This window comes from Streptomyces cylindrosporus (assembly GCF_022698165.1).
Lineage (GTDB): Bacteria > Actinomycetota > Actinomycetes > Streptomycetales > Streptomycetaceae > Streptomyces > Streptomyces cylindrosporus.
Map to the genome: position 1 here is coordinate 351,185 of NZ_JALDAY010000011.1, position 19,693 is coordinate 370,877.

Consider the following 19,693-nt stretch of genomic DNA (forward strand, 5'->3'; position numbering starts at 1 on the left):
GCGTCCTGAGAATTGCGCGCTGCGTGCGGTTCGTCAAGGCCCCCCAGCCCGAACCAGGGCTTTCGGGAGACACGACGAAGATCACCATACCCCTCGTGTCCGAGGCCGCAAGGCAACCGTGGCCACGCCTCCAGGAACGCCGAAGAGCGACCACCCGGATGGATGATCGCTCTTCGGTGCTTGCGCGTTACAGCCCTGGGGGCTGCGACTCACAGCCAGAGGCTGTGAGAGGTCTTACTTGACCTCGACGGAGGCACCGGCGCCCTCGAGGGACTCCTTGGCCTTGTCGGCGGCCTCCTTGTTGACCTTCTCCAGAACCGGCTTCGGCGCACCGTCGACCAGGTCCTTGGCCTCCTTGAGGCCCAGGGAGGTGAGCTCGCGCACGACCTTGATGACCTGGATCTTCTTGTCGCCGGCACCGGTGAGGATGACGTCGAACTCGTCCTTCTCCTCGGCGGCCTCGGCGGCAGCGCCACCGGCGGCACCACCGGCGACGACGACCGGGGCGGCCGCGGCGGCGGTGACGTCGAACTTCTCCTCGAACGCCTTCACGAACTCGGAGAGCTGGATGAGGGTCATGTTCTCGAACTCGGCGAGGAGCTCGTCCTGGGTGAGAGCCACGATGGCTTTCCTTCCACTAAATCGGCTGGTGCCGGATGTACATGTCTGGCGGGCGTACGTTCGGCCCGCTACGACCGTTGCCGTGAGACGGGAGGCCTCAGGCGGCGGTCATGATGCGAGCCGAGTTACTCGGCACCGCCCTGCTCGTCCTGCTTGGCGCGAAGGGCGTCCACGGTGCGGACGAGCTTCGACGGCAGCGCCTGGAAGACAGAGGCAGCCTGGGACTGCTTGCCCTTCAGAGCACCGGCCAGCTTGGAGAGCAGAACCTCGCGGGACTCGAGGTCCGCAAGCTTCTTGATCTCGTCGGCGGACAGCGCCTTGCCGTCAAGGACACCGCCCTTGATGACGAGGTTCGGGTTGTCCTTGGCGAAGTCACGAAGACCCTTCGCCGACGTCACCGGGTCACCGGTGATGAAGGCGACCGCCGTCGGACCGTTGAACAGGTCGTCGAGCGTCGAGATCCCGGCCTCGTTGGCCGCGATCTTGGTCAGCGTGTTCTTCACCACGGCGTACTGGGCGTCTTCACCGAGCGAACGGCGCAGCGTCTTCAGCTGCGCCACGGTGAGACCCCGGTACTCGGTCAGCACGGCGGCGTTCGAGCTGCGGAACTGCTCCGTCAGCTCGGCTACCGCGGCAGCCTTGTCGGGCCTTGCCATAGAGCGTCGGCCTCCTTCCGGGTGAATGACGACCGCTCGGAAGGGGCTGGGGAAAACGAAACGCCCCGGCGCAGGCGCACGGGGCGTAGCTCGACCGGGACTCGCATGCCGTACGGCAGCGGATTCCGGGAGCACTTCCACAGTCACCTGCGCGGGTCGTCCGCGGTTCAGCGGATCCTTCGGCCACCGCACCCTCTCGCGAGCGCACGGCAACGACCAGCGGTCTTTGGCTTCTGAAGAAGAGTACGGGACCGGATCGCGGTCAGGCAAATCCGCCCGTACGGCTCAGCTGCTCTGCAGTTCCTTCATCATCTCGGCGAGGTCGGCGGTGTCCTTGGCCGGCGGCGCGGTGACCTTCACCGGCTTGTTGATGTCGAGGAAGGTGATGGTCAGGTCGAGCGGGCCCTTGTCGGCCTGGCCCTTGAGCCGGAACTGCTTGGTGTGGTCGTCACCGTCGACCCACATGTCCATGGTCATCTTGTCGATGCCCATCTTCGTGTACTGGTCGAGGGCCTTCTCGCGCTGCTCGCGGACGTCCTTCTTCTCGTCCTTGAGGGAGGCCTTGAGGTCGGCGACGGTGACCGTGCCCTGGTAGTGGGTGGTCTCGACCCCGTCGACGGTCTCGGTGCCGACCTTCTTGACGTCCTTGGAGCCGGTCAGGAAGGCGGAGTCGGCGGCCGGGTTCTGGTCGGCCGTGCCGGCGCCCAGCTTGTCGGTGTCCAGCCCCGTGTCGGCGCCGGCCGCGGACATGTCGAACTTGATCCAGCTCTTGCCATCCATCTCCTTGGTCATGGCGGCGTTCCCGCCGATGTACATGGCCTTGTCGACGAGGCGGATCTCCACCGGGCCGTCGGCCCCCGCCTCCGCGGCCGTCATCTTCATGCTCATGGCCAGCGGCTTCATGCTCATGGAGGCCTCGCCGGTGACCTTGCCCTCACCCGGGACAGTGCCGGCCATCTTGTAGCGCAGGGACGTGATGTCCGCGCTGTTCTTGGCGGCCTTGGCGACGGCGGCCGCGGGCGTCATCGCGGGTGACGAACCGGAGTCGGACTTCTGACAGCCGACCGCTCCGGCGGCGAGCAGCAGAGCGGCGAGACCGGCACCCGTCGCCCCACGGCGCACCGAACCACGTACAGAAAGGACAGAGCCCATCGATTCCCCCCAAGGAACGCATGGCAGATACACAGAGATGTGCCGTGATCCTAACCCCAAGAGACGGCAAAGCTCTCCCGGTTTCTCATCCGCACCAGGAGACCCACCCGTCTCAGGAGCTGCTTCCCTGCTGCTTGAGGAGCTCCTTGAAGTCCTCGGTGTCGCTCGCCGGCGGCTTGGCCACGGAGACCTTGACGCCGTAGTCGCTGTAGTACGCGGTCTGGGTGTACTCGCCGGACGTCATCCGGCCCTTCTCGACCTTCTTGACCAGCAGGTCCTTGCCGTCGACCCAGATGTCGACCGTCTCCGTGCTCACCCCGGCCTGGGTGAGCTGCTTCTTGAGGCCGGCCAGCTGGCTCGCGGTGAGGTTGGAGTTCTTGCGGGCCAGGTCGGCGACGTCCACCGTGCCCGAGTAGTGCGTGGTGTCCACGCCGCGGACCTTCTCGGTGCCGACCTTCTTGACGTCCCCGGAGGCCAGCAGGAGCTTCACCGACTGGTTCGGGGTGGTGTTCTGCATCTGGTCCTTGAGGTAGGCGCCGGAGCTGCCGCCGAGCTCGGCGAGGTCCTCGTAGCCGTACCGGATCCAGTGCTTGCCGCCCGCCTGCGCGGCGAACTCGGCGCCCATCTTCGCGTAGTAGGCGTCGGGGAGGTAGCGCGCCTCCATGGATGTGGTGCCGAGCTGGCGCATGGTGTCGGCCATGGTGCCGCCGGTGTACTTGATGACGAGGTTGCCGGCGAGGCCGTCGGACCAGCCGAGGGCACCGTCGGCCGTCATGGACATCACGGAGCCCATGGTGGTCGTCGACTCGACCTTGGCGGAGTCCGCGCCGTCGGTGGTCTTCTCGGCGCTGCGCAGGGCCGCTATGGGGCTCAGGTGCGTCACGCCCGTGCCGGACGCCTTGTCGTCCTTGCCGGCGCCCCCGGAGTCCGAGGAACTGCAGGCGGCCGCCCCCGACAGCGCGGCCAGCACCGCCGCGCAGAGACCGATCCGGCGTACGGTCGTGTTCTTCATCCGTCCCCCACCCCTATGTGACTGCTGTGCCTGCACGCTAACGCAGTGCACTGACACTCGTACCGGGAAAGAGGACGGGCCCCGCACCTCGAAAGGTTGCGGGGCCCGTGCCGGGAAAACGCGTACGCGCGACTGCCGTCGGTGTCAGACGGCGGCCGGGTCCTCCTCGACGAGGAGGTTGCGGGTGCGGTTCGGGTCGACCGGGATGCCGGGGCCCATGGTGGTGGAGACCGCGGCCTTCTTGATGTAGCGACCCTTGGCGGCGGACGGCTTGAGACGGAGGATCTCCTCCAGCGCGGCGCCGTAGTTCTCCACCAGCTTGTCGTCGTCGAAGGACGTCTTGCCGATGATGAAGTGCAGGTTCGAGTGCTTGTCGACGCGGAACTCGATCTTGCCGCCCTTGATGTCGTTGACGGCCTTCGCCACGTCCGGGGTCACGGTGCCGGTCTTGGGGTTCGGCATGAGACCACGGGGACCGAGCACGCGGCCGAGGCGGCCGACCTTGCCCATGAGGTCCGGGGTGGCGACGACGGCGTCGAAGTCCAGGCGGCCCTTCGAGACCTCGTCGATCAGCTCGTCGGCGCCGACGATGTCGGCGCCCGCGGCACGCGCGGCCTCGGCACGGTCGCCGGTCGCGAAGACCAGGACCCGGGCGGTCTTACCGGTGCCGTGCGGAAGGTTCACGGTGCCACGGACCATCTGGTCGGCCTTGCGCGGGTCGACACCCAGACGGAAGGCGACCTCGACGGTGCCGTCGAACTTGGTCGTGGAGGTCTCCTTGGCGAGACGGACGGCCTCGAGCGGGGCGTAGAGCTTCTCCCGGTCGACCTTGGCGTCCGCAGCGCGGAGAGACTTGCTGCGCTTGCTCACTACTGCTCCTGTATGTTCTTGAGGAGTCGTGGTACGGGCCGAGCAGGCCCTTCCACTTCTACTGCTGGGGGGTTGGGACTCAGCCCTCGACCGTGATGCCCATGGAGCGGGCGGTGCCGGCGATGATCTTCGACGCGGCGTCCAGGTCGTTGGCGTTGAGGTCGGGGAGCTTGGTCTGGGCGATCTCGCGGACCTGCGCCTCGGTGATCTTGGCGACCTTGGTCTTGTGCGGCTCGCCGGAGCCCTTCTCGACACCCGCGGCCTTGAGGATCATCTTCGCGGCCGGCGGCGTCTTGGTCACGAAGGTGAAGGAGCGGTCCTCGTAGACCGTGATCTCCACCGGGATGACCCAGCCACGCTGCGACTCGGTCGCGGCGTTGTAGGCCTTGCAGAACTCCATGATGTTGACGCCGTGCTGACCCAGCGCGGGGCCGACCGGCGGGGCCGGGTTGGCCGCACCGGCGTTGATCTGGAGCTTGATGAGCCCCGTGACCTTCTTCTTCTTGGGAGGCATTACTCTCCGGGTCCTTTCGATTCGAGTGTGCCCTCGCCCCGGGTCGCGTCCCGGGAGAAGGCATACCGCACAACGATAACGGGTATAGATGCGCGGCTGAAAACCGAGCAGGTCAGGCAAGCTGCGAACAGCTCACCTGACCTGGTCGGAAGCTCTTTCCGGAAGAAGCTAGTTCTTCTGGATCTGGTCGAACGAAAGCTCGACCGGCGTCTCGCGGCCGAAGATCTCGACGAGACCCTTGACCTTCTTCGAGTCGGGGTTGATCTCGTTGATCGTCGCCTGCAGCGTGGCGAACGGGCCGTCGGTGACGGTGACCGAGTCGCCGACCTCGAAGTCCAGCACCTGGACCTCGACCTTGCGCTGCGGAGCGGGCTTGCCCTCGGCCTCGGCGGCCTCGCGGGCGGCCTTCTCCTCGGCCTCCGGGGCGAGCATCTTGACGATCTCGTCCAGGGTCAGCGGGTACGGGTCGTAGGCATTGCCGACGAAGCCGGTGACGCCGGGGGTGTTGCGGACGACGCCCCAGGACTCGTTCGTCAGGTCCATGCGGACGAGGACGTAACCCGGCAGCTTGTTCTGCTTGATCGTCTTGCGGTCGCCGTTCTTGATCTGGACGACCTCTTCCTGCGGCACCTCGGCCTGGAAGATGTAGTCCTCGACGTTCAGCGAGACGGCGCGCTGCTCCAGGTTGGTCTTCACGCGGTTCTCGTAGCCGGCGTAGGTGTGGATCACGTACCACTCGCCGGGCAGCGTGCGCAGCTCCTCGCGGAGGGCCTCGACGGGGTCGACCGGCTCGGTCTCCTCCTCGGCCTCGTCCTCGAGCGCGGCGTCGGTGTCCTCGGAGTCCTCGTCGTCCTGCGCGGAGTCCTCGTCCTCGACGTGCAGCGCGGCTTCCTCGGCCGGCTCGCCCGCCTCGGCGTCGGCAGCCTCGAACTCGTCCTCCTCGTCCGCGCCCTCGACGATGTCGAGCTCGTCATCCAGCGACTCGTCGGGCTCGATGGCGTCGTTCAGGTTCGGGTCAGACACGGTGGCTGCTTCTTCCTGGATACATAGGGGTGGAACACGCGAAAGGGGCGCCGGTAACCACGGCGCCCTTCGCAGTCGGCTCAGCCGAAGACGTACTTGGCGGCGTGGCTGAGTCCATAGTCAATCACGGTCACCAGGGCGATCATGATGACGACGAAGACAATCACCACGGTGGTGTACGTCGTCAGCTGGTTGCGCGTCGGCCAGACGACCTTGCGGAGCTCGGCGATGACCTGGCGGTAGAAAAGGGCAAGCCTCTTGAACGGACCCTTCTTGGCCCGCTTGCCGCCCTTCCGGGCCTTCTTCTTGGTCTCCTGCGCCTCGTCCTGGGCATCAGGCGTGTCGATGGAGCCCACGGCGTCCGCCATTCGTCCTCACCTGTTCCCGGGTCGTGGCCGTGCCGCGCCCGGTCTGAGCCGCACGGCGGTGCATTGCTGTACGTACATGCGCACACATCCTGGCGAAGGTGTGTGTGTTGCAGGGCCGGAGGGACTTGAACCCCCAACCGCCGGTTTTGGAGACCGGTGCTCTACCAATTGAGCTACGACCCTTTGGTGTGTCCCCCAACGTACCGCATCCGACCGGGTGCTCGGTGTGCACCACTTGCGGCGCGGCAGCTGATGGCCAACGAGGTGAGAGTGTACGTGGTCCGGAGCCCCCCGTCGAACAGAAAGCCCGCGTAGGGGGCTTGGCGGAGGAAGATCGGCGGGAAACCCGCGGAAGATCACCCAGGCCATGGCCGGATTCCGGACAGGTGTTCAGTGGCCGGCCCCCGCATGTTCAGTCTGTGAAACCCGCGTGCCCGGCACGTTTCGGGTCTGGAACGATGGGCCCCATGAGCGCTGCAACCCCTCCCACCGAGCGCCGGGTCTCCGCCCGAGTCGGCGCGATCTCCGAGTCCGCCACCCTCGCCGTGGACGCCAAGGCCAAGGCCCTCAAGGCCGCCGGGCGTCCGGTGATCGGCTTCGGCGCCGGTGAGCCGGACTTCCCGACCCCGGACTACATCGTCCAGGCGGCCGTCGAGGCCTGCTCGAACCCCAAGTACCACCGCTACACGCCGGCCGGTGGTCTGCCCGAGCTGAAGGCCGCGATCGCCGCGAAGACGCTGCGCGACTCCGGCTGGGAGCCCGACGTCTCGCAGATCCTGGTCACCAACGGCGGCAAGCAGGCCATCTACGAGGCCTTCGCCGCGATCCTCGACCCGGGCGACGAGGTCATCGTCCCGGCGCCGTACTGGACGACGTACCCGGAGTCGATCCGCCTGGCCGGCGGTGTCCCGGTGGAGGTCGTGGCCGACGAGACGACCGGTTACCGGGTCTCGGTCGAGCAGCTGGAGGCGGCCCGCACGGAGAAGACCAAGGTCGTCCTCTTCGTCTCCCCCTCGAACCCGACCGGCGCGGTGTACTCCGAGGCCGACACCGAGGCGATCGGCCGCTGGGCCGTCGAGCACGGCCTGTGGGTGCTGACCGACGAGATCTACGAGCACCTGGTGTACGGCGACGCGGTCTCCGTCTCCCTGCCGGCCCTGCTGCCCGAGCTGCGCGACAAGTGCATCGTGGTCAACGGTGTCGCCAAGACGTACGCGATGACCGGCTGGCGCGTGGGCTGGGTCATCGGCCCGAAGGACGTGGTCAAGGCGGCGACCAACCTGCAGTCGCACGCCACGTCGAACGTCTCCAACGTGGCCCAGGTGGCCGCCCTCGCCGCCGTCTCCGGCGACCTGTCCGCCGTCGAGAAGATGCGCGAGGCCTTCGACCGCCGCCGCAAGACGATCGTGCGGATGCTGAACGAGATCGACGGCGTGCTCTGCCCGGAGCCCGAGGGCGCCTTCTACGCGTACCCGTCGGTCAAGGCCCTGCTCGGCAAGGAGATCCGCGGCAAGCGCCCGCAGGACACGGTCGAGCTGGCCGCGCTGATCCTGGAGGAGGCCGAGGTCGCGGTCGTCCCGGGCGAGGCCTTCGGCACGCCGGGCTATCTGCGGCTGTCGTACGCCCTGGGTGACGAGGATCTCGTCGAGGGCGTCAGCCGGATCCAGAAGCTGCTCGCGGAGGCCCGGGACTGAGCCCGCCGCCCCCGGAAGCGCCCCCTCCCACGAGGGGGCGCTTTTTTGTGCGAGCAAGACCACTAATGGGGAATCCGCTACCGGGACGCCATGAAGGTGCGGCAGGATCCTGGAATGGAGCGTGTACGTGATGTCTCTGAGCTGCCGAAAGCCCATCTGCACCTGCACTTCACCGGCTCGATGCGCCCGGGGACGGTTCTGGAACTGGCCGACAAGTACGGCGTACGACTGCCCGAAGCGCTGACCGAGGCGCTGACCGGCGGCGAGCCGCCGCGGCTGCGGGCGACCGACGAGCGGGGCTGGTTCCGCTTCCAGCGGCTGTACGACGCCGCGCGCTCGTGCCTCAGGGAGCCGGAGGACATTCGGCGGCTGGTGCGGGAGGCGGCGGAGGAGGACGTCCGGGACGGCTCGGGCTGGCTGGAGATCCAGGTCGACCCGACGTCGTACGCGCCCCGCCTCGGCGGGCTGATCCCGGCGCTGGAGATCATCCTGGACGCGGTGGAGACGACCTCGCGGGAGACCGGGCTCGGGATGCGGGTGCTGGTCGCCGCGAACCGGATGAAGCATCCCCTGGACGCGCGCACGCTGGCCCGCCTTGCGGTGCGGTACGCGGACCGGGGTGTCGTCGGCTTCGGGCTGTCGAACGACGAACGCCGGGGTATGGCACGGGACTTCGACCGGGCCTTCCACATCGCGCGCGAGGGCGGGCTGCTGTCGGCGCCGCACGGCGGTGAGCTCACCGGGCCGGCCTCGGTGCGGGACTGCCTGGACGACCTGCACGCGAACCGGATCGGGCACGGCGTGCGGGCCGCCGAGGACCCGCGGCTGCTGAAGCGGCTCGCCGACCGGCAGGTGACGTGCGAGGTGTGTCCCGCGTCGAACGTGGCGCTGGGCGTGTACGAGAAGCCGGAGGACGTACCGCTGCGGACCCTGTTCGAGGCCGGTGTGCCGATGGCGCTCGGCGCCGACGATCCGCTGCTGTTCGGGTCGCGGCTGGCCGCGCAGTACGAGATCGCGCGCCGTCATCACGGTTTCACGGACGCGGAGCTGGCGGAGCTGGCCCGGCAGTCGGTGCGGGCTTCGGCGGCGCCGGAGGACATGAAGGCGAAGCTGCTGGCCGGGGTGGACGACTGGCTGGCGTGAGGGAATCAGAGGGCTCGGGGATCAGCCGGTGAGCCCGGCGAGCAGTGTCCGGGCCAGCCGGGCCGCGAAGTCGCCCACCGGCGGGCGGCTCTCCGCGTGCGCCTCGTACGCGAACGCCCGCTGGGCGCAGGCGCCGAGGAGGAGTGAGGCGGCGGCGAAGGTGTCGGCGTCGGGGCTGACCCGGCCGGCGGCCTGCTCGGCGCGGAGGTAGGCGGCCAGGCCCTCGATGGGCTTGTGCGGGCCCGTGCCCATCTCGCGCATCACGTCGTCGTGCCGCCGCTTGAGCTGCGTCTCGGCGTACAGGGACGCGGCGATCGGGAAGCTCTGCTCGTAGAACAGAGCGGCCTGCCGGGCGATCTCGGTGAGGTTCTCTTCGAGGCCGGCCCGGCCGGGCTCCGCGGCGAGGCTGCTGAGCAGCGGGGTGAGCTTGGGCAGGCGCTCCGACAGGACGCTGATGAACAGCTCTTCCTTGTTCGCGAAGTACTTGTACAGCGCCGCCTCGGAGCAGTCGGCCGCCCTCGCGATCTCCTTGGTGGTGGTCCTCGCCAGTCCGACGGTGAGCATCAGCTCGTGAGCGGCATCGAGGATGCGGACACGGGCCGGCTTCGTCTGCATGGGGCGTCCAATCGGGCTTGACGGGTGGGTGAGTGTTTACCCACTCTAGTGTCGAGGAGGGGTGAGTGAGTACTCACCCACCAACTTCGAGCACGGGAGTAGCCATGAAACTCACCGTTTTCGGCGCCACCGGGGGTATCGGCGGCGAGCTCGTCCGCCAGGCCCTGGACGCCGGCCACGAGGTCACCGCGGTGGTACGGGATCCCGCGCGGCTGACCGTGACGGGCGACCGCCTTGAGGTGTTCCGCGCGGACCTGACCGACCCGGAGGTGGTGCGCCCGGCGGTGGCCGGACGGGACGCGGTGCTCTCGGGGCTGGGCGCGCGGACGCGCAAGGACGCGGGGGTGGCGGCGCGCGTGACCCGTACGGTCCTGCGGGCCATGGAGGCCGAAGGGGTACGACGGGTCCTGGTGGTCAGCGCCGGGCCGGTCGGCCCCGAGCCGGCGGACGGGGTCGTGGACCGGGCCGCGCGGGGACTGGTGTCGAGGGTGCTGAAGGGCGTCTACGACGACCTGCGCGAGATGGAGGCGGAGCTGGCGCGCAGCGGCACGGACTGGACGTCGGTACGGCCGCCGCGGTTGCAGAACAAGCCGCTGACCGGCACGTACCGCACGGTCGTCGGGGGATTTCCGCCCAGGGGACGCTTCATCGCCCGGGCGGACGTGGCGCACGCGATGCTGAGGATGATCACGGACGAGGGGACGGTGAAGCAGGGCGTGGGCGTGGCCTATTGAGCGTGCGCCGAGGAGCCGCCCAGGGCCTACAGGCTCACGCCCACCGTCACCGGCTCGTTCACGAGCGTCACGCCGAACGCCTCGCGCACCCCGGCGACGACTTCCCGCGCCAGCTCCAGCAGGTCCTCGGTCGTGGCGCCGCCCCGGTTGGTCAGGGCCAGCGTGTGCTTGCCGGAGATACGGGCGGGGCCGGTGCCGTATCCCTTGCCGAACCCGGCCTTGTCGATCAGCCAGGCCGCCGAGGTCTTCGTGTGCCCCTCCCCCGCCGGGTAGGCGGGCGGCTCGGCGTCGTCGCCCAGCCGCGCCCGCACGCGCGCGTGGAACTCGGCGAACTCCGCGTCCGTGAGGATCGGGTTGGTGAAGAAGGAGCCCGCCGACCAGGTGTCGTGGTCCTCGGGGTCCAGGACCATGCCCTTGCCGGAACGCAGCTTGAGGACGGTCTCGCGGGCGGCGGCCAGGGGAACGCGGTCGCCGGGTTCGACACCGAGGGCGCGGGCGGTCTCGGCGTACTTGACGGGGGCCGAGAGACCTCCGGCGTCCTCCAGCTCGAAGCGGACGCGCAGGACGACATGGCGGTCGGGGTCGGCCTTGAAGCGGCTGTGGCGGTACGAGAAGGCGCAGTCGGCGTTCGGGATGGTGACCGTCTCGTGGGTGCGGCGGTCGTAGGCGATGACCTCGGTGATGGTGGAGGAGACCTCCTGGCCGTACGCGCCGACGTTCTGGATGGGGGTCGCGCCCGCGGAGCCGGGGATGCCGGCGAGGCATTCGATGCCGGCGAGGCCGGCCGTCACGGTGCGGGCGACGGCGTCGGTCCACACCTCGCCCGCGGCGAGTTCGAGCCGGGTGCCGGTGAGGGCGAAGCCCTTGGTGGCGATGACGAGTGCGGTGCCGGGGAAGCCCTTGTCGCCGATGACCAGGTTGGAGCCGCCGCCGATGAGAAGGAGGGGCGTACCGGAGGCGTCGGCCTCGCGGACGGCCGCGATGACCTCGTCGTCGGTGGTGGCGGTGATCAGCCGGGCCGCGGGGCCGCCCAGCCGGAAGGTGGTCAGCGGGGCGAGGGGGGCGTCGTGTCGTTCCTGCACGGGCTCAAGAGTACGGGGCGGCCGCGGCGGCCTGTGCGGATGCGCGGGGGCACGCGTCACGCACCGCACGCACCCGGTCTCGTACGAGCGCATTCGTACGTGCGAAACGGCCCCGCCCTCCCGGACGGAGCCGTTTCCCGTGGCCGGTCAGCCTGCGACCGGCTCCAGTGCCGACGCCGTGTCCGCTTGCGACTCGGCCGGCGTCGCCGTCACCGTCGCGGGGCGCCGCCTCGGGATCACCAGCGCCGCCACCGCGGCCAGCGCCACCACTGCCGAGCCGGTGACCAGCGCGGGCTGCAGGCCGTCGACGAAGCGCCGCGCGGACTCGTAGCCGCCCTGGGAGGAGAAGATCGACGACATGATCGCGATGCCCAGTGCGCCACCGACCTCGCGCAGGGCGTTGTTCGCGCCGGAGGCGATGCCCTGTTCCTTGGGGAGGACGCTCGACATGACCAGGTTGGCCGCGGGGGCGAAGTAGAGGGCCATGCCGATGCCGCTGATGATCAGGCCGGGCAGCTGGGCGGCGTACGAGACGCCGGGGGCGACGACCGAGGCCATCCACGCCAGGCCGGCGGCCTGGAAGAACAGGCCGGTGGCGACCACCGGGCGGCCGCCGATGCGGTCGGACAGGATGCCGGCGATGGGTGCGACGAGCATCGGCATGCCGGTCCAGGGGAGCATCCTGAGGCCCGCCTCGGTGGGCGAGTAGCCGAGGACGCCCTGCATGAACTGGCTCAGCAGGAAGATCGAGCCGAACATGCCCAGGAACATCAGCAGGCTGGCCGCGTTGATGCCGAAGAAGGCCCGGGAACGGAACAGCCGCATCGGGAGCATGGGGTTCTTGGCCCGGGTGCTGTAGCCGACGAAGGCCACGAGGAGGACGGTTCCGGCGAACAGGCCGGTGAGGACCAGGGGCGCGGTCCAGCCGTCGGCGGGGCCGCGGACCAGGCCGTACACGATGCCGAACAGTCCGCCGCTGGCGAGCAGGGTGCCGGGGATGTCGAGCGGCGCGCCGGTGCCGTGGGACTCCGCGAGGCGCAGGCGGGCCAGGGGCAGGAGGGCGATGCCGAGGGGGACGTTCAGCCAGAAGATCCAGTGCCAGGAGACGTGTTCGGTGAGGCTGCCGCCGATGAGCGGGCCGGAGGCGACCGCGAGGCCGTTGACGGCGCCCCAGATGCCGTATGCCATGCCGCGCTTGGCGGCGGGGACGGCCGCCGTGAGCAGGGTGAGCGTCAGGGGCATCATGATCGCCGCGCCCACGCCCTGGACGGCGCGGGCCGCGATGAGGGTGTCGATGCCGGTGGCCATGGCCGCGGCGGCGGACGCGCCGGTGAAGACGGTGAGGCCGGCCAGGAACATACGGCGACGGCCGAAGCGGTCGCCCAGGGCCGCGCCGAACATCAGCAGGACGGCGAAGGTGAGCGTGTAGGCGCTGACCGTCCATTCGAGGTCGCCCAGCGCCCCGCCGAGGTCCTTGCGGATGGAGGGCAGGGCGGTGGTGACGACGAGGTTGTCGAGGGCCGCCATGAAACCGGCGACGCTGGTGATCACGAGGGCCCAGACGGTTCCCCCGCGACGGGCTGAGGTTTCGGTTGTGGTCGCGGTTGCGGTCTGCTGTGACATCGCTCCCCCATAGGGCGATTAGTTATTGATTACTAACTTTTGCGGACATGAAAAGGCGGTTGCGGCGCCTTTCCCGACCCTCCTGCGGGCTACTTCTCCAGACGCCCCTTGAGCCGCGCCTCCGGATACAGCCCTTCCCAGACTCTGTGCTGGGGCGGAAAACCCATGGCCACCAGGCAGTTGATGAGCATCCCGTACGCCATGAACGTCGTCGTCTCCTCGATCTCGGCCCCGAGCGGCAGATGCACCGCGTCCCACAGCCGCATCCAGCCCGCCCGCACCTCCTCGCCGAGCTCGTGGTCGCCGGTTTGCTCGGCGGCGGCCACGGTGACGTACATCTGCATCTGCATCAGCAGTTGCTCGGGCTTCTCCGCGATGACCTTGGTGTACGCGTTCGCCATGGCACGCAGGGCCTCCTCGCCCTCCAGGCCCTTGGCGGCCTCCTCGAACGTACGGATGGTGTCCTCCATGCATCGCTGCGCGGTCGCGAGGAAGATCGCCTTCTTGCCCGGGAAGAGCCGGAAGAGATACGGCTGCGAGACACCCACCCGCTTGGCGATCGCCTCGGTCGAGGTGCCGTAGTACCCACCTCGCGCGAACTCCGCGGTCGCCGCCCGAATGACGCTCTCGCGCCTCTCTTCTGCACTCATCCTGGCCATGGAAGTAAGTTAGTACTCAATCACTAACTACGTCAAGGGTGTAGTGGGGCTCACTGGAACCTGCCGGGACCCGACCCGCTGGAACCCACCGCCGCGGTGAGCCGTTGGGGCCGGTAGGGGGCCGCATGCACGTAAGGGGCGCCCCACAATGGAGAACGCCCCTTACAGATCACGCAGATCCCGCCACGCGTACCCTCAGGCCAGTCGTACGACCGCCCGGGACATCCCCAGCACCTTCTGACCGGCGCTCGTCGCGGTGAGGTCCACGCGGACCGTGTTGTCGTCGAGCTTGGCCGCGACCTTGGCGCTGACCTCGATCAGGGCGCCCTGGTCGTCGTTCGGGACGACGACGGGCTTGGTGAAGCGGACGCCGTACTCGACGACCGCGCCCGGGTCGCCGACCCAGTCGGTGACCACCCGGATCGCCTCGGCCATGGTGAACATGCCGTGCGCGATGACGTCGGGCAGCCCGACCTCCTTGGCGAACTTCTCGTTCCAGTGGATCGGGTTGAAGTCCCCGGAGGCGCCGGCGTACTTGACGAGCGTGGCGCGCGTCACGGGGAAGGTCTGCGCGGGCAGTTCGGTGCCGACCTCGATGGCGTCATATGCGATCTTCGCCGTCATCTTCTTGCTCACGCCTCCTCTGCCGCGCGCGCGACGAGCTTCGTCCATGCGGTCACGACGTGCTCGCCCGCCTCGTCGTGGACCTCGCCGCGGATGTCCAGGATGTCGTTGCCCGCGAGGGACTTGATCGCCTCGATGGTCGAGGTGACGGTGAGGCGGTCACCGGCCCGCACCGGGCGGACGTACGAGAACTTCTGGTCGCCGTGGACGACGCGGCTGTAGTCCAGGCCCAGCTGCGGGTCCTCGACGACCTGTCCCGCCGCCTTGAAGGTGATCGAGAACACAAAGGTCGGCGGGGCGATCACATCGGCGTACCCGTGCGCCTTGGCGGCCTCCGGGTCGGTGTAGACCGGGTTGGCGTCCCCCACGGCCTCCGCGAACTCGCGGATCTTCTCCCGGCCGACCTCGTAGGGATCGGTGGGCGGGTAGGTCCGCCCCACGAAGGACTGGTCGAGCGCCATGGGCTCGGCACCTCCTGGCTCTGCTGGCTCTGCTGGCTCTGCGTAGTTGCTGCTCTGCCGGCTCTGCGGGTTGCTCTGCCGGCTGTACGTCGTTGCTCTACTGACCGGTACTGGTCGGCGAAACGACGCGAGGCCGCTCCCGATCTCTCGGGAACGGCCTCGCGTACGAGCCTGATTTATCGCGTCTCGCGGTGCGCGGTGTGCGCGTTGCAACGCGGGCAGTGCTTCTTCATCTCAAGACGGTCCGGGTTGTTACGCCGGTTCTTCTTGGTGATGTAGTTCCGCTCCTTGCACTCCACGCAGGCCAGCGTGATCTTCGGGCGGACGTCGGTGGCAGCCACGTGAGTGCTCCTTGACGAACGGATGGGATGGTTTAACGCATAGAAGAGTAGCCGATCGAAGGACCGACCCCACAATCGGCTACTGTCAGTAGCGGTGACCGGACTTGAACCGGTGACACAGCGATTATGAGCCGCTTGCTCTACCGACTGAGCTACACCGCTGTGATGCGATCCGTTCCCGCCTCGCGACGGGAACCTCACACACCAGAGCCCCAATACGGAATCGAACCGTAGACCTTCTCCTTACCATGGAGACGCTCTGCCGACTGAGCTATTGGGGCGAGCGATGAAGACATTACACGGTCCGCCGCCGTTCACCCAAATCCGTTTCGCGGCCCCCGTCCCGGCCTGTTCCACGGACCGTCACGGCCCGTCCGGGGGCGCCGTCGCGGCCCGCCTCCCGGCTCTCCCACGTGCCACGTAAGCCTCTTGGGTGCTACGGACCACACCGGTACGACTATTGCGCTCCTCCCCGCCGCACGCGTATCGCCACCCTAGGCTCGACTCACTCTGCGTGATCTTGCGTCCGCTGCGCAGCCCGCGCTCCGAGCGCCGGCCCTGTGCAGCCCCGAGCCCCGTGCAGTCCTGAGCCCCCATGAGCCCCCATGCAGTCCTGAGCCCCTGGAGCGCGATGCCCGACAGCCAGCCGCAGCCGCCCCACTCTTCGTCCTCGTCCTCATCCTCATCGTCGTCATCGTCATCCCCTTCTTCGTCGTCGTCCGGGTCGTCCTCGTCGGGGTCGCCGTCCGCTTCGGGGTCCACGGGGTCGTCGGAGTCCACGGGCTCTTCAGGGTCGTCAGGACCGTCGTCGGGGTCGTCGGCTGGGTCGGGGCCTTCCGCGTCCTCCGGGGCCGTCGACCCGGGCGCGCTGTTGCTGTGCGGGGCTCGGCTGACCGATGGGCGGACCGTGGACGTGCGGCTGGGTGGCGGGCGTATCGAGGCGGTCGGTACGGCGGGCAGCCTGGCGGCGGGCGGTACGCGCGCGTGCGGCGCACGCGTGGACCTCAGCGGCTATCTGCTGTTGCCGGCCCCGGCCGAACCGCACGCCCACGGCGACACCGCGCTGTCCGCCGACGGCGACGGCCCTGCCTCGCACGACCCGCAAGACGTGCAACGGCGAGCGACGGAGGCGGCGTTGCTGCAACTCGGGCACGGGGCGACCGCGTTGCGGGCACACGTGCGCGTGGGCGACGTCCAGGGGCTGGGCGCGCTGGCCGCCGTACTGCAGGCACGGCGTTCGCTGCGCGGGCTGACCGAGCTGACGGCCGTCGCGATGCCGCGCGTGCTGACCGGGGTCGCCGGGGCGGACGGGCTCGCGATGCTGCGGGACGCGGTGAAGATGGGGGCGTCGGTGGTGGGCGGCTGTCCGGACCTCGATCCCGATCCGACGGGGTACGTGGAGGCGGTCCTGGAGGTCGCCTCTGAGCACGGCTGCCCGGTCGACCTGCATACGGATGCCGCCGACCCGGCCCGCCTGGCCCGCCTCGCCGCGATGGTCGGCGGGCTGCGCCCCGGCGTGACACTCGGCCCGTGCGGCGATCTGGGCCACCTGCCCGCCGAGGCCGCCGCCCGCGTCGCCGACCAACTGGCCGCCGCCGGCGTGACGGTGGTGTGCCTGCCCCAGGGCGGCTGCGGCGGCACCGACCGACGCGGCACGGCTCCTGTACGGCTGTTGCGGGCCGCCGGGGTACGGGTGGCCGCGGGCAGTGGCGCACTCCGGGACGTGTCCAACCCCGTGGGACGCGGAGACCCCCTGGAGGCCGCCTATCTATTGGCATCCCGTTACGGCTTGCGCCCGGAGGACGCCTACGACGCCGTGAGCACCTCGGCCCGCACGGCACTCGGCCTGCCCGAGGTGCGCGTCGAGGCGGGCTTCCCCGCCGAGTTGCTGGCGGTACGCGGGGATCGGCTGGCCGGGGCGCTGTCGTTGGCGTACAGCCGGATCGTGATCCACCGGGGGCGCGTGGTGGCGCGGACCAGCGCGGTACGGGAGTACTGCAACTCGGCGGCAGCCGCAGAACTGGGGCTTCCTCGGCAGGGGCGGGGGGCGTTGAGTTGAAGGTTGCGTTGAGCGGAGCGGAGCTGGACTGAGCTGGACTGGACTGGGCTGAGTTGTGCTGGGCTGGGCTGAGCCGAGCTGAACGGGGGTTGAGGGTGGGCGCGTGTCGGCGTGAGCCCGCGCGTGCGCTTGCGGTGGGGGCGCATTGAGAGGGAGCGCGCGCTGGGCGCGCACGCTGGTGGCGAGCGCCCGGGGGCTTTTGGGGCGCGCGAGCCAAGCGTGCGCCGGTAGTGAGCGCGCGGAGCTTGCGCGTGGTGGTGCGCGCCAGGAGTGAGCTGAGGGCACGCGCGGTGGTGGTGTGGTGCGCGCCGGGAGGAGCCATGGATCCGCGCGGTGGTGGTGCGCACTGGGAGCGGTCGAGGCCTACGGGCCGGGAGAAGTCGAGGGCCTGCGCGCCGGGACCGGACGAGGACCTGCACGCAGACGAGAACCTGCACGCTGGGGCGGGTGCCCGGATTGGGCGCGCCGGAAGCTCGCATCGAGGGGCGCTCGTGCGCGTCGCGCACGCCTGGGGCGTGCACGCTCGGCTCGCACCACGTTGGCGTGCGCGCTCCGCCCGCACTACGCGAGCGCGCACCACCGGCTCGCGCGCCGGGAGCGTGCGCCATCGGCTCGCACGCCGAGCGCGCACGACCCCCTCCTGCGCGCTCAGCGCATGCGCTCATGCCACGCGCCCCCTGAGGCACCGCTCAAGCCGTGCGGCGGATGCGACCGCCCAGGCGTACGGTCGAAGACATGCGCATTGTCATCGCTGGTGGTCATGGTCAGATCGCGCTGCGGCTGGAGCGGCTGCTCGCCGCGCGCGGGGAAGAGGCAGCGGGCATCATCCGCCACGCCGAACAGGGCGACGACCTGCGGGAGGCCGGTGCTGAACCGGTCCTGCTGGATCTGGAGTCGGCCTCGCCCGAGGAGGTCGCGGCGCATCTGCAGGGCGCGGACGCGGCGGTCTTCGCGGCCGGCGCGGGCCCGGGCAGCGGGACGGCCCGCAAGGACACGGTGGACAAGGGGGCGGCGATCCTGTTCGCGGACGCGGCGGTCCGGGCGGGAGTACGACGACACGTGGTCGTTTCGTCGATGGGCGCGGATCCCGCGCACCAGGGGGACGATGTGTTCGACGTGTACCTGCGCGCGAAGGGCGCGGCCGACGCGTACATCCAGAATCTGGACGCACTGGACTGGACGATCCTGCGCCCCGGGACGCTGACGAACGACCCCGGTACCGGGCTCGTCCGGCTGGAGGCGCACACGGGCCGCGGCCGGGTCTCGCGCGACGACGTGGCCGCCGTACTGGCGGAGCTGCTTGAGACTCCCGCGACGGCCGGCCTGACGCTGGAGCTGATCGGTGGGTCGACGCCGGTGTCGGTGGCGGTGAAGTCGGTGGCCGGGAACTGAGGTGCCGGTGCGGACCGTTGGTCAGAATATTGGTCAGAACAGGGGCATCTGGCCCGGGATCTCGGGGACGACGTAGCCGTCCAAGGACGGCTGGGCGGCGCCGAGTTGGGCCTGGCGGCGGGAGCCGGGGCAGGAGACGAGTTCGCCGTTCTCGCGCGCGCCCGGCGGGTCGTGCCGGGCGAAGCGGCCGGCGACGACGGCGATCTCGCGACGGCATTCGGGGCAGCTTCTGCGACGAGTGGACATGGGGTCAGTGTGCCCCGGGTGAAGGTGTGTTGCGCGGAGTGGAGCGCGGGGTTTCGTTCGGGCGGACGGGAAGCCTCCGTGGTGGTCAGCCGATGTAGGGCGTCGTGCGGGTCGGGTCCAGGGCGTGGTCGATCCGCAGGCGCATCGTCGGGTGGATGTCCAAGGTGGGCAGGTCGGCCGGGGCGACCCAGGCGACCTGGGGCGTTTCGGCGCTCGTGCGGAGCTCGCCGCCCGTGGGGCGCGCGCGGAAGCAGAGGCTGAACTGCTGGCGGACCTCTCCGTCGTCGTAACGCATGACATGGCCGGGGTCGGTGTAGATCCCGGACAGGCCGGTGACCTCGACGTGGATGCCGGTCTCCTCCCCCACCTCGCGCACCACGGTGTCGCTGATGGACTCCCCCACGTCGTGACCGCCGCCGGGCAGCGCCCAGCGGCCGTTGTCGGAGCGGCGGATCATGAGGATGTGTCCCGTGTCGTTGCGCACGAGGGCCACGACCGAGGGCACGACCGAGTTGGCGGGCGGGGCGTCGGGGTCGTACAGGTAGTCGATGCGTGCCATGCAGTCGTACGTACCCCGGGGCGCCCGCGAGGACCCGCGCCGCCGACTGGGCTCACCCCGACCCGACTCGACTCGCCTGGCCCTACTTGCCTGGCCCGACTCGCCCGCCCTACTTGCCTGGCCCTGCTCACCCGGTCCGGCTCACCCCGCTCGACGCACCCTCCCGACCACCCCAACCCCTCCACCGGACCCCCACCGAATCCAACCCTCCTTGCTTAAGTCAATCAACTGACTTAGCGTAATCC

Annotated in this window: 23 protein-coding genes and 3 tRNA genes; 5 read left to right on the forward strand and 21 right to left on the reverse strand. The window is 69.6% G+C overall.

The features are described 5' to 3' along the window. Nucleotides 1–234: 234 nt before the first annotated feature. The 9 genes from rplL to MQP27_RS34595 all read right to left on the reverse strand — a co-directional run bounded on the left by rplL (nucleotide 235) and on the right by MQP27_RS34595 (nucleotide 6,399). Nucleotides 235–624, reverse strand: coding sequence for a 50S ribosomal protein L7/L12 (gene rplL / locus MQP27_RS34555; RefSeq protein WP_242772780.1), 390 nt, complete (start codon nucleotides 622–624; stop codon nucleotides 235–237). A 122-nt stretch (nucleotides 625–746) separates the two neighbouring features. Then, entirely contained in the window at nucleotides 747–1,277 is a 531-nt protein-coding gene (gene rplJ, locus MQP27_RS34560; protein ID WP_242772555.1) for a 50S ribosomal protein L10, read from the reverse strand. A 285-nt stretch (nucleotides 1,278–1,562) separates the two neighbouring features. Next, the gene (locus MQP27_RS34565) at nucleotides 1,563–2,429 is read right to left on the reverse strand and encodes an SCO4651 family lipoprotein (protein WP_242772558.1); all 867 of its coding nucleotides are present in this window, start codon (nucleotides 2,427–2,429) and stop codon (nucleotides 1,563–1,565) included. A 112-nt stretch (nucleotides 2,430–2,541) separates the two neighbouring features. Then, complete coding sequence (locus tag MQP27_RS34570) at nucleotides 2,542–3,441, reverse strand: SCO4651 family lipoprotein (protein WP_242772561.1); 900 nt, start codon at nucleotides 3,439–3,441, stop codon at nucleotides 2,542–2,544. A gap of 144 nt (nucleotides 3,442–3,585) precedes the next feature. Beyond that, entirely contained in the window at nucleotides 3,586–4,311 is a 726-nt protein-coding gene (gene rplA / locus MQP27_RS34575) for a 50S ribosomal protein L1 (protein ID WP_133043305.1), read from the reverse strand. A 79-nt stretch (nucleotides 4,312–4,390) separates the two neighbouring features. After that, complete coding sequence (rplK, locus tag MQP27_RS34580) at nucleotides 4,391–4,825, reverse strand: 50S ribosomal protein L11 (RefSeq protein ID WP_037858373.1); 435 nt, start codon at nucleotides 4,823–4,825, stop codon at nucleotides 4,391–4,393. A gap of 168 nt (nucleotides 4,826–4,993) precedes the next feature. Beyond that, nucleotides 4,994–5,848, reverse strand: coding sequence for a transcription termination/antitermination protein NusG (gene nusG / locus MQP27_RS34585; protein WP_242772564.1), 855 nt, complete (start codon nucleotides 5,846–5,848; stop codon nucleotides 4,994–4,996). Between the two features lie 80 nt (nucleotides 5,849–5,928). Continuing rightward, nucleotides 5,929–6,216: a preprotein translocase subunit SecE gene (gene secE, locus MQP27_RS34590; protein ID WP_242772567.1), complete on the reverse strand. Its 288-nt coding sequence runs from the start codon at nucleotides 6,214–6,216 to the stop codon at nucleotides 5,929–5,931. A 110-nt stretch (nucleotides 6,217–6,326) separates the two neighbouring features. Further along, nucleotides 6,327–6,399, reverse strand: a tRNA-Trp gene (locus MQP27_RS34595). Nucleotides 6,400–6,683: 284 nt separating this feature from the next. Here MQP27_RS34595 and MQP27_RS34600 point away from each other — a divergent pair. Further along, on the forward strand, nucleotides 6,684–7,910 hold the full coding sequence (locus tag MQP27_RS34600; RefSeq protein WP_242772570.1) for a pyridoxal phosphate-dependent aminotransferase: 1,227 nt from the start codon (nucleotides 6,684–6,686) through the stop codon (nucleotides 7,908–7,910). Nucleotides 7,911–8,024: 114 nt separating this feature from the next. Beyond that, a complete protein-coding gene (locus tag MQP27_RS34605; protein WP_242772572.1) occupies nucleotides 8,025–9,053 on the forward strand; it encodes an adenosine deaminase in 1,029 nt (342 codons plus the stop codon). Nucleotides 9,054–9,074: 21 nt separating this feature from the next. On the opposite strand, the gene MQP27_RS34610 is transcribed toward MQP27_RS34605, so the two are convergent. Further along, a complete protein-coding gene (locus tag MQP27_RS34610) occupies nucleotides 9,075–9,668 on the reverse strand; it encodes a TetR/AcrR family transcriptional regulator (protein ID WP_242772574.1) in 594 nt (197 codons plus the stop codon). A gap of 104 nt (nucleotides 9,669–9,772) precedes the next feature. Here MQP27_RS34610 and MQP27_RS34615 point away from each other — a divergent pair, with 104 nt between their 5' ends. Then, nucleotides 9,773–10,402 (forward strand): NAD(P)-dependent oxidoreductase, encoded by a 630-nt coding sequence (locus MQP27_RS34615; protein WP_242772576.1) that lies wholly within the window; start codon nucleotides 9,773–9,775, stop codon nucleotides 10,400–10,402. 26 nt (nucleotides 10,403–10,428) lie between these two features. Here the strand turns inward: MQP27_RS34615 and MQP27_RS34620 are convergent, their stop codons facing one another. From MQP27_RS34620 to MQP27_RS34660, 9 genes are all read right to left on the reverse strand, one after another. Next, nucleotides 10,429–11,484, reverse strand: coding sequence for a UDP-N-acetylmuramate dehydrogenase (locus tag MQP27_RS34620; protein ID WP_242772578.1), 1,056 nt, complete (start codon nucleotides 11,482–11,484; stop codon nucleotides 10,429–10,431). Nucleotides 11,485–11,631: 147 nt separating this feature from the next. Then, complete coding sequence (locus MQP27_RS34625) at nucleotides 11,632–13,107, reverse strand: DHA2 family efflux MFS transporter permease subunit (protein WP_372511390.1); 1,476 nt, start codon at nucleotides 13,105–13,107, stop codon at nucleotides 11,632–11,634. Nucleotides 13,108–13,196: 89 nt separating this feature from the next. Next, nucleotides 13,197–13,766 carry a TetR/AcrR family transcriptional regulator gene (locus tag MQP27_RS34630; RefSeq protein ID WP_242772580.1) on the reverse strand — a complete coding sequence of 190 codons (570 nt, stop codon included), beginning with the start codon at nucleotides 13,764–13,766 and terminating at the stop codon, nucleotides 13,197–13,199. A gap of 195 nt (nucleotides 13,767–13,961) precedes the next feature. Further along, a complete protein-coding gene (locus MQP27_RS34635) occupies nucleotides 13,962–14,390 on the reverse strand; it encodes a MaoC family dehydratase (protein ID WP_242772786.1) in 429 nt (142 codons plus the stop codon). A gap of 8 nt (nucleotides 14,391–14,398) precedes the next feature. Next, nucleotides 14,399–14,851 (reverse strand): MaoC family dehydratase N-terminal domain-containing protein, encoded by a 453-nt coding sequence (locus tag MQP27_RS34640; RefSeq protein WP_242772582.1) that lies wholly within the window; start codon nucleotides 14,849–14,851, stop codon nucleotides 14,399–14,401. Between the two features lie 176 nt (nucleotides 14,852–15,027). After that, nucleotides 15,028–15,192: a 50S ribosomal protein L33 gene (rpmG, locus tag MQP27_RS34645; RefSeq protein ID WP_003948671.1), complete on the reverse strand. Its 165-nt coding sequence runs from the start codon at nucleotides 15,190–15,192 to the stop codon at nucleotides 15,028–15,030. An 89-nt stretch (nucleotides 15,193–15,281) separates the two neighbouring features. Next, a tRNA-Met gene (locus MQP27_RS34650) sits at nucleotides 15,282–15,354 on the reverse strand. Between the two features lie 46 nt (nucleotides 15,355–15,400). Further along, nucleotides 15,401–15,473 (reverse strand) — tRNA-Thr (locus MQP27_RS34655). Nucleotides 15,474–15,555: 82 nt separating this feature from the next. Continuing rightward, nucleotides 15,556–15,972, reverse strand: a complete 417-nt coding sequence (locus MQP27_RS34660; RefSeq protein WP_242772585.1) for a hypothetical protein — start codon at nucleotides 15,970–15,972, stop codon at nucleotides 15,556–15,558. A 127-nt stretch (nucleotides 15,973–16,099) separates the two neighbouring features. On the opposite strand from MQP27_RS34660, the gene MQP27_RS34665 reads away from it, so the two are divergent. Both MQP27_RS34665 and MQP27_RS34670 read left to right on the forward strand, forming a co-directional pair. Beyond that, nucleotides 16,100–17,251, forward strand: coding sequence for an amidohydrolase family protein (locus MQP27_RS34665; protein ID WP_242772588.1), 1,152 nt, complete (start codon nucleotides 16,100–16,102; stop codon nucleotides 17,249–17,251). A 735-nt stretch (nucleotides 17,252–17,986) separates the two neighbouring features. Further along, entirely contained in the window at nucleotides 17,987–18,643 is a 657-nt protein-coding gene (locus MQP27_RS34670) for an SDR family oxidoreductase (protein WP_242772592.1), read from the forward strand. 33 nt (nucleotides 18,644–18,676) lie between these two features. Here MQP27_RS34670 and MQP27_RS34675 read toward each other — a convergent pair whose 3' ends face one another. Together MQP27_RS34675 and MQP27_RS34680 are read right to left on the reverse strand one after the other, a co-directional pair. Continuing rightward, nucleotides 18,677–18,889: a hypothetical protein gene (locus tag MQP27_RS34675; RefSeq protein ID WP_242772595.1), complete on the reverse strand. Its 213-nt coding sequence runs from the start codon at nucleotides 18,887–18,889 to the stop codon at nucleotides 18,677–18,679. A gap of 85 nt (nucleotides 18,890–18,974) precedes the next feature. Then, on the reverse strand, nucleotides 18,975–19,448 hold the full coding sequence (locus MQP27_RS34680) for an NUDIX hydrolase (RefSeq protein ID WP_242772598.1): 474 nt from the start codon (nucleotides 19,446–19,448) through the stop codon (nucleotides 18,975–18,977). Between the last annotated feature and the right edge of the window lie 245 nt (nucleotides 19,449–19,693).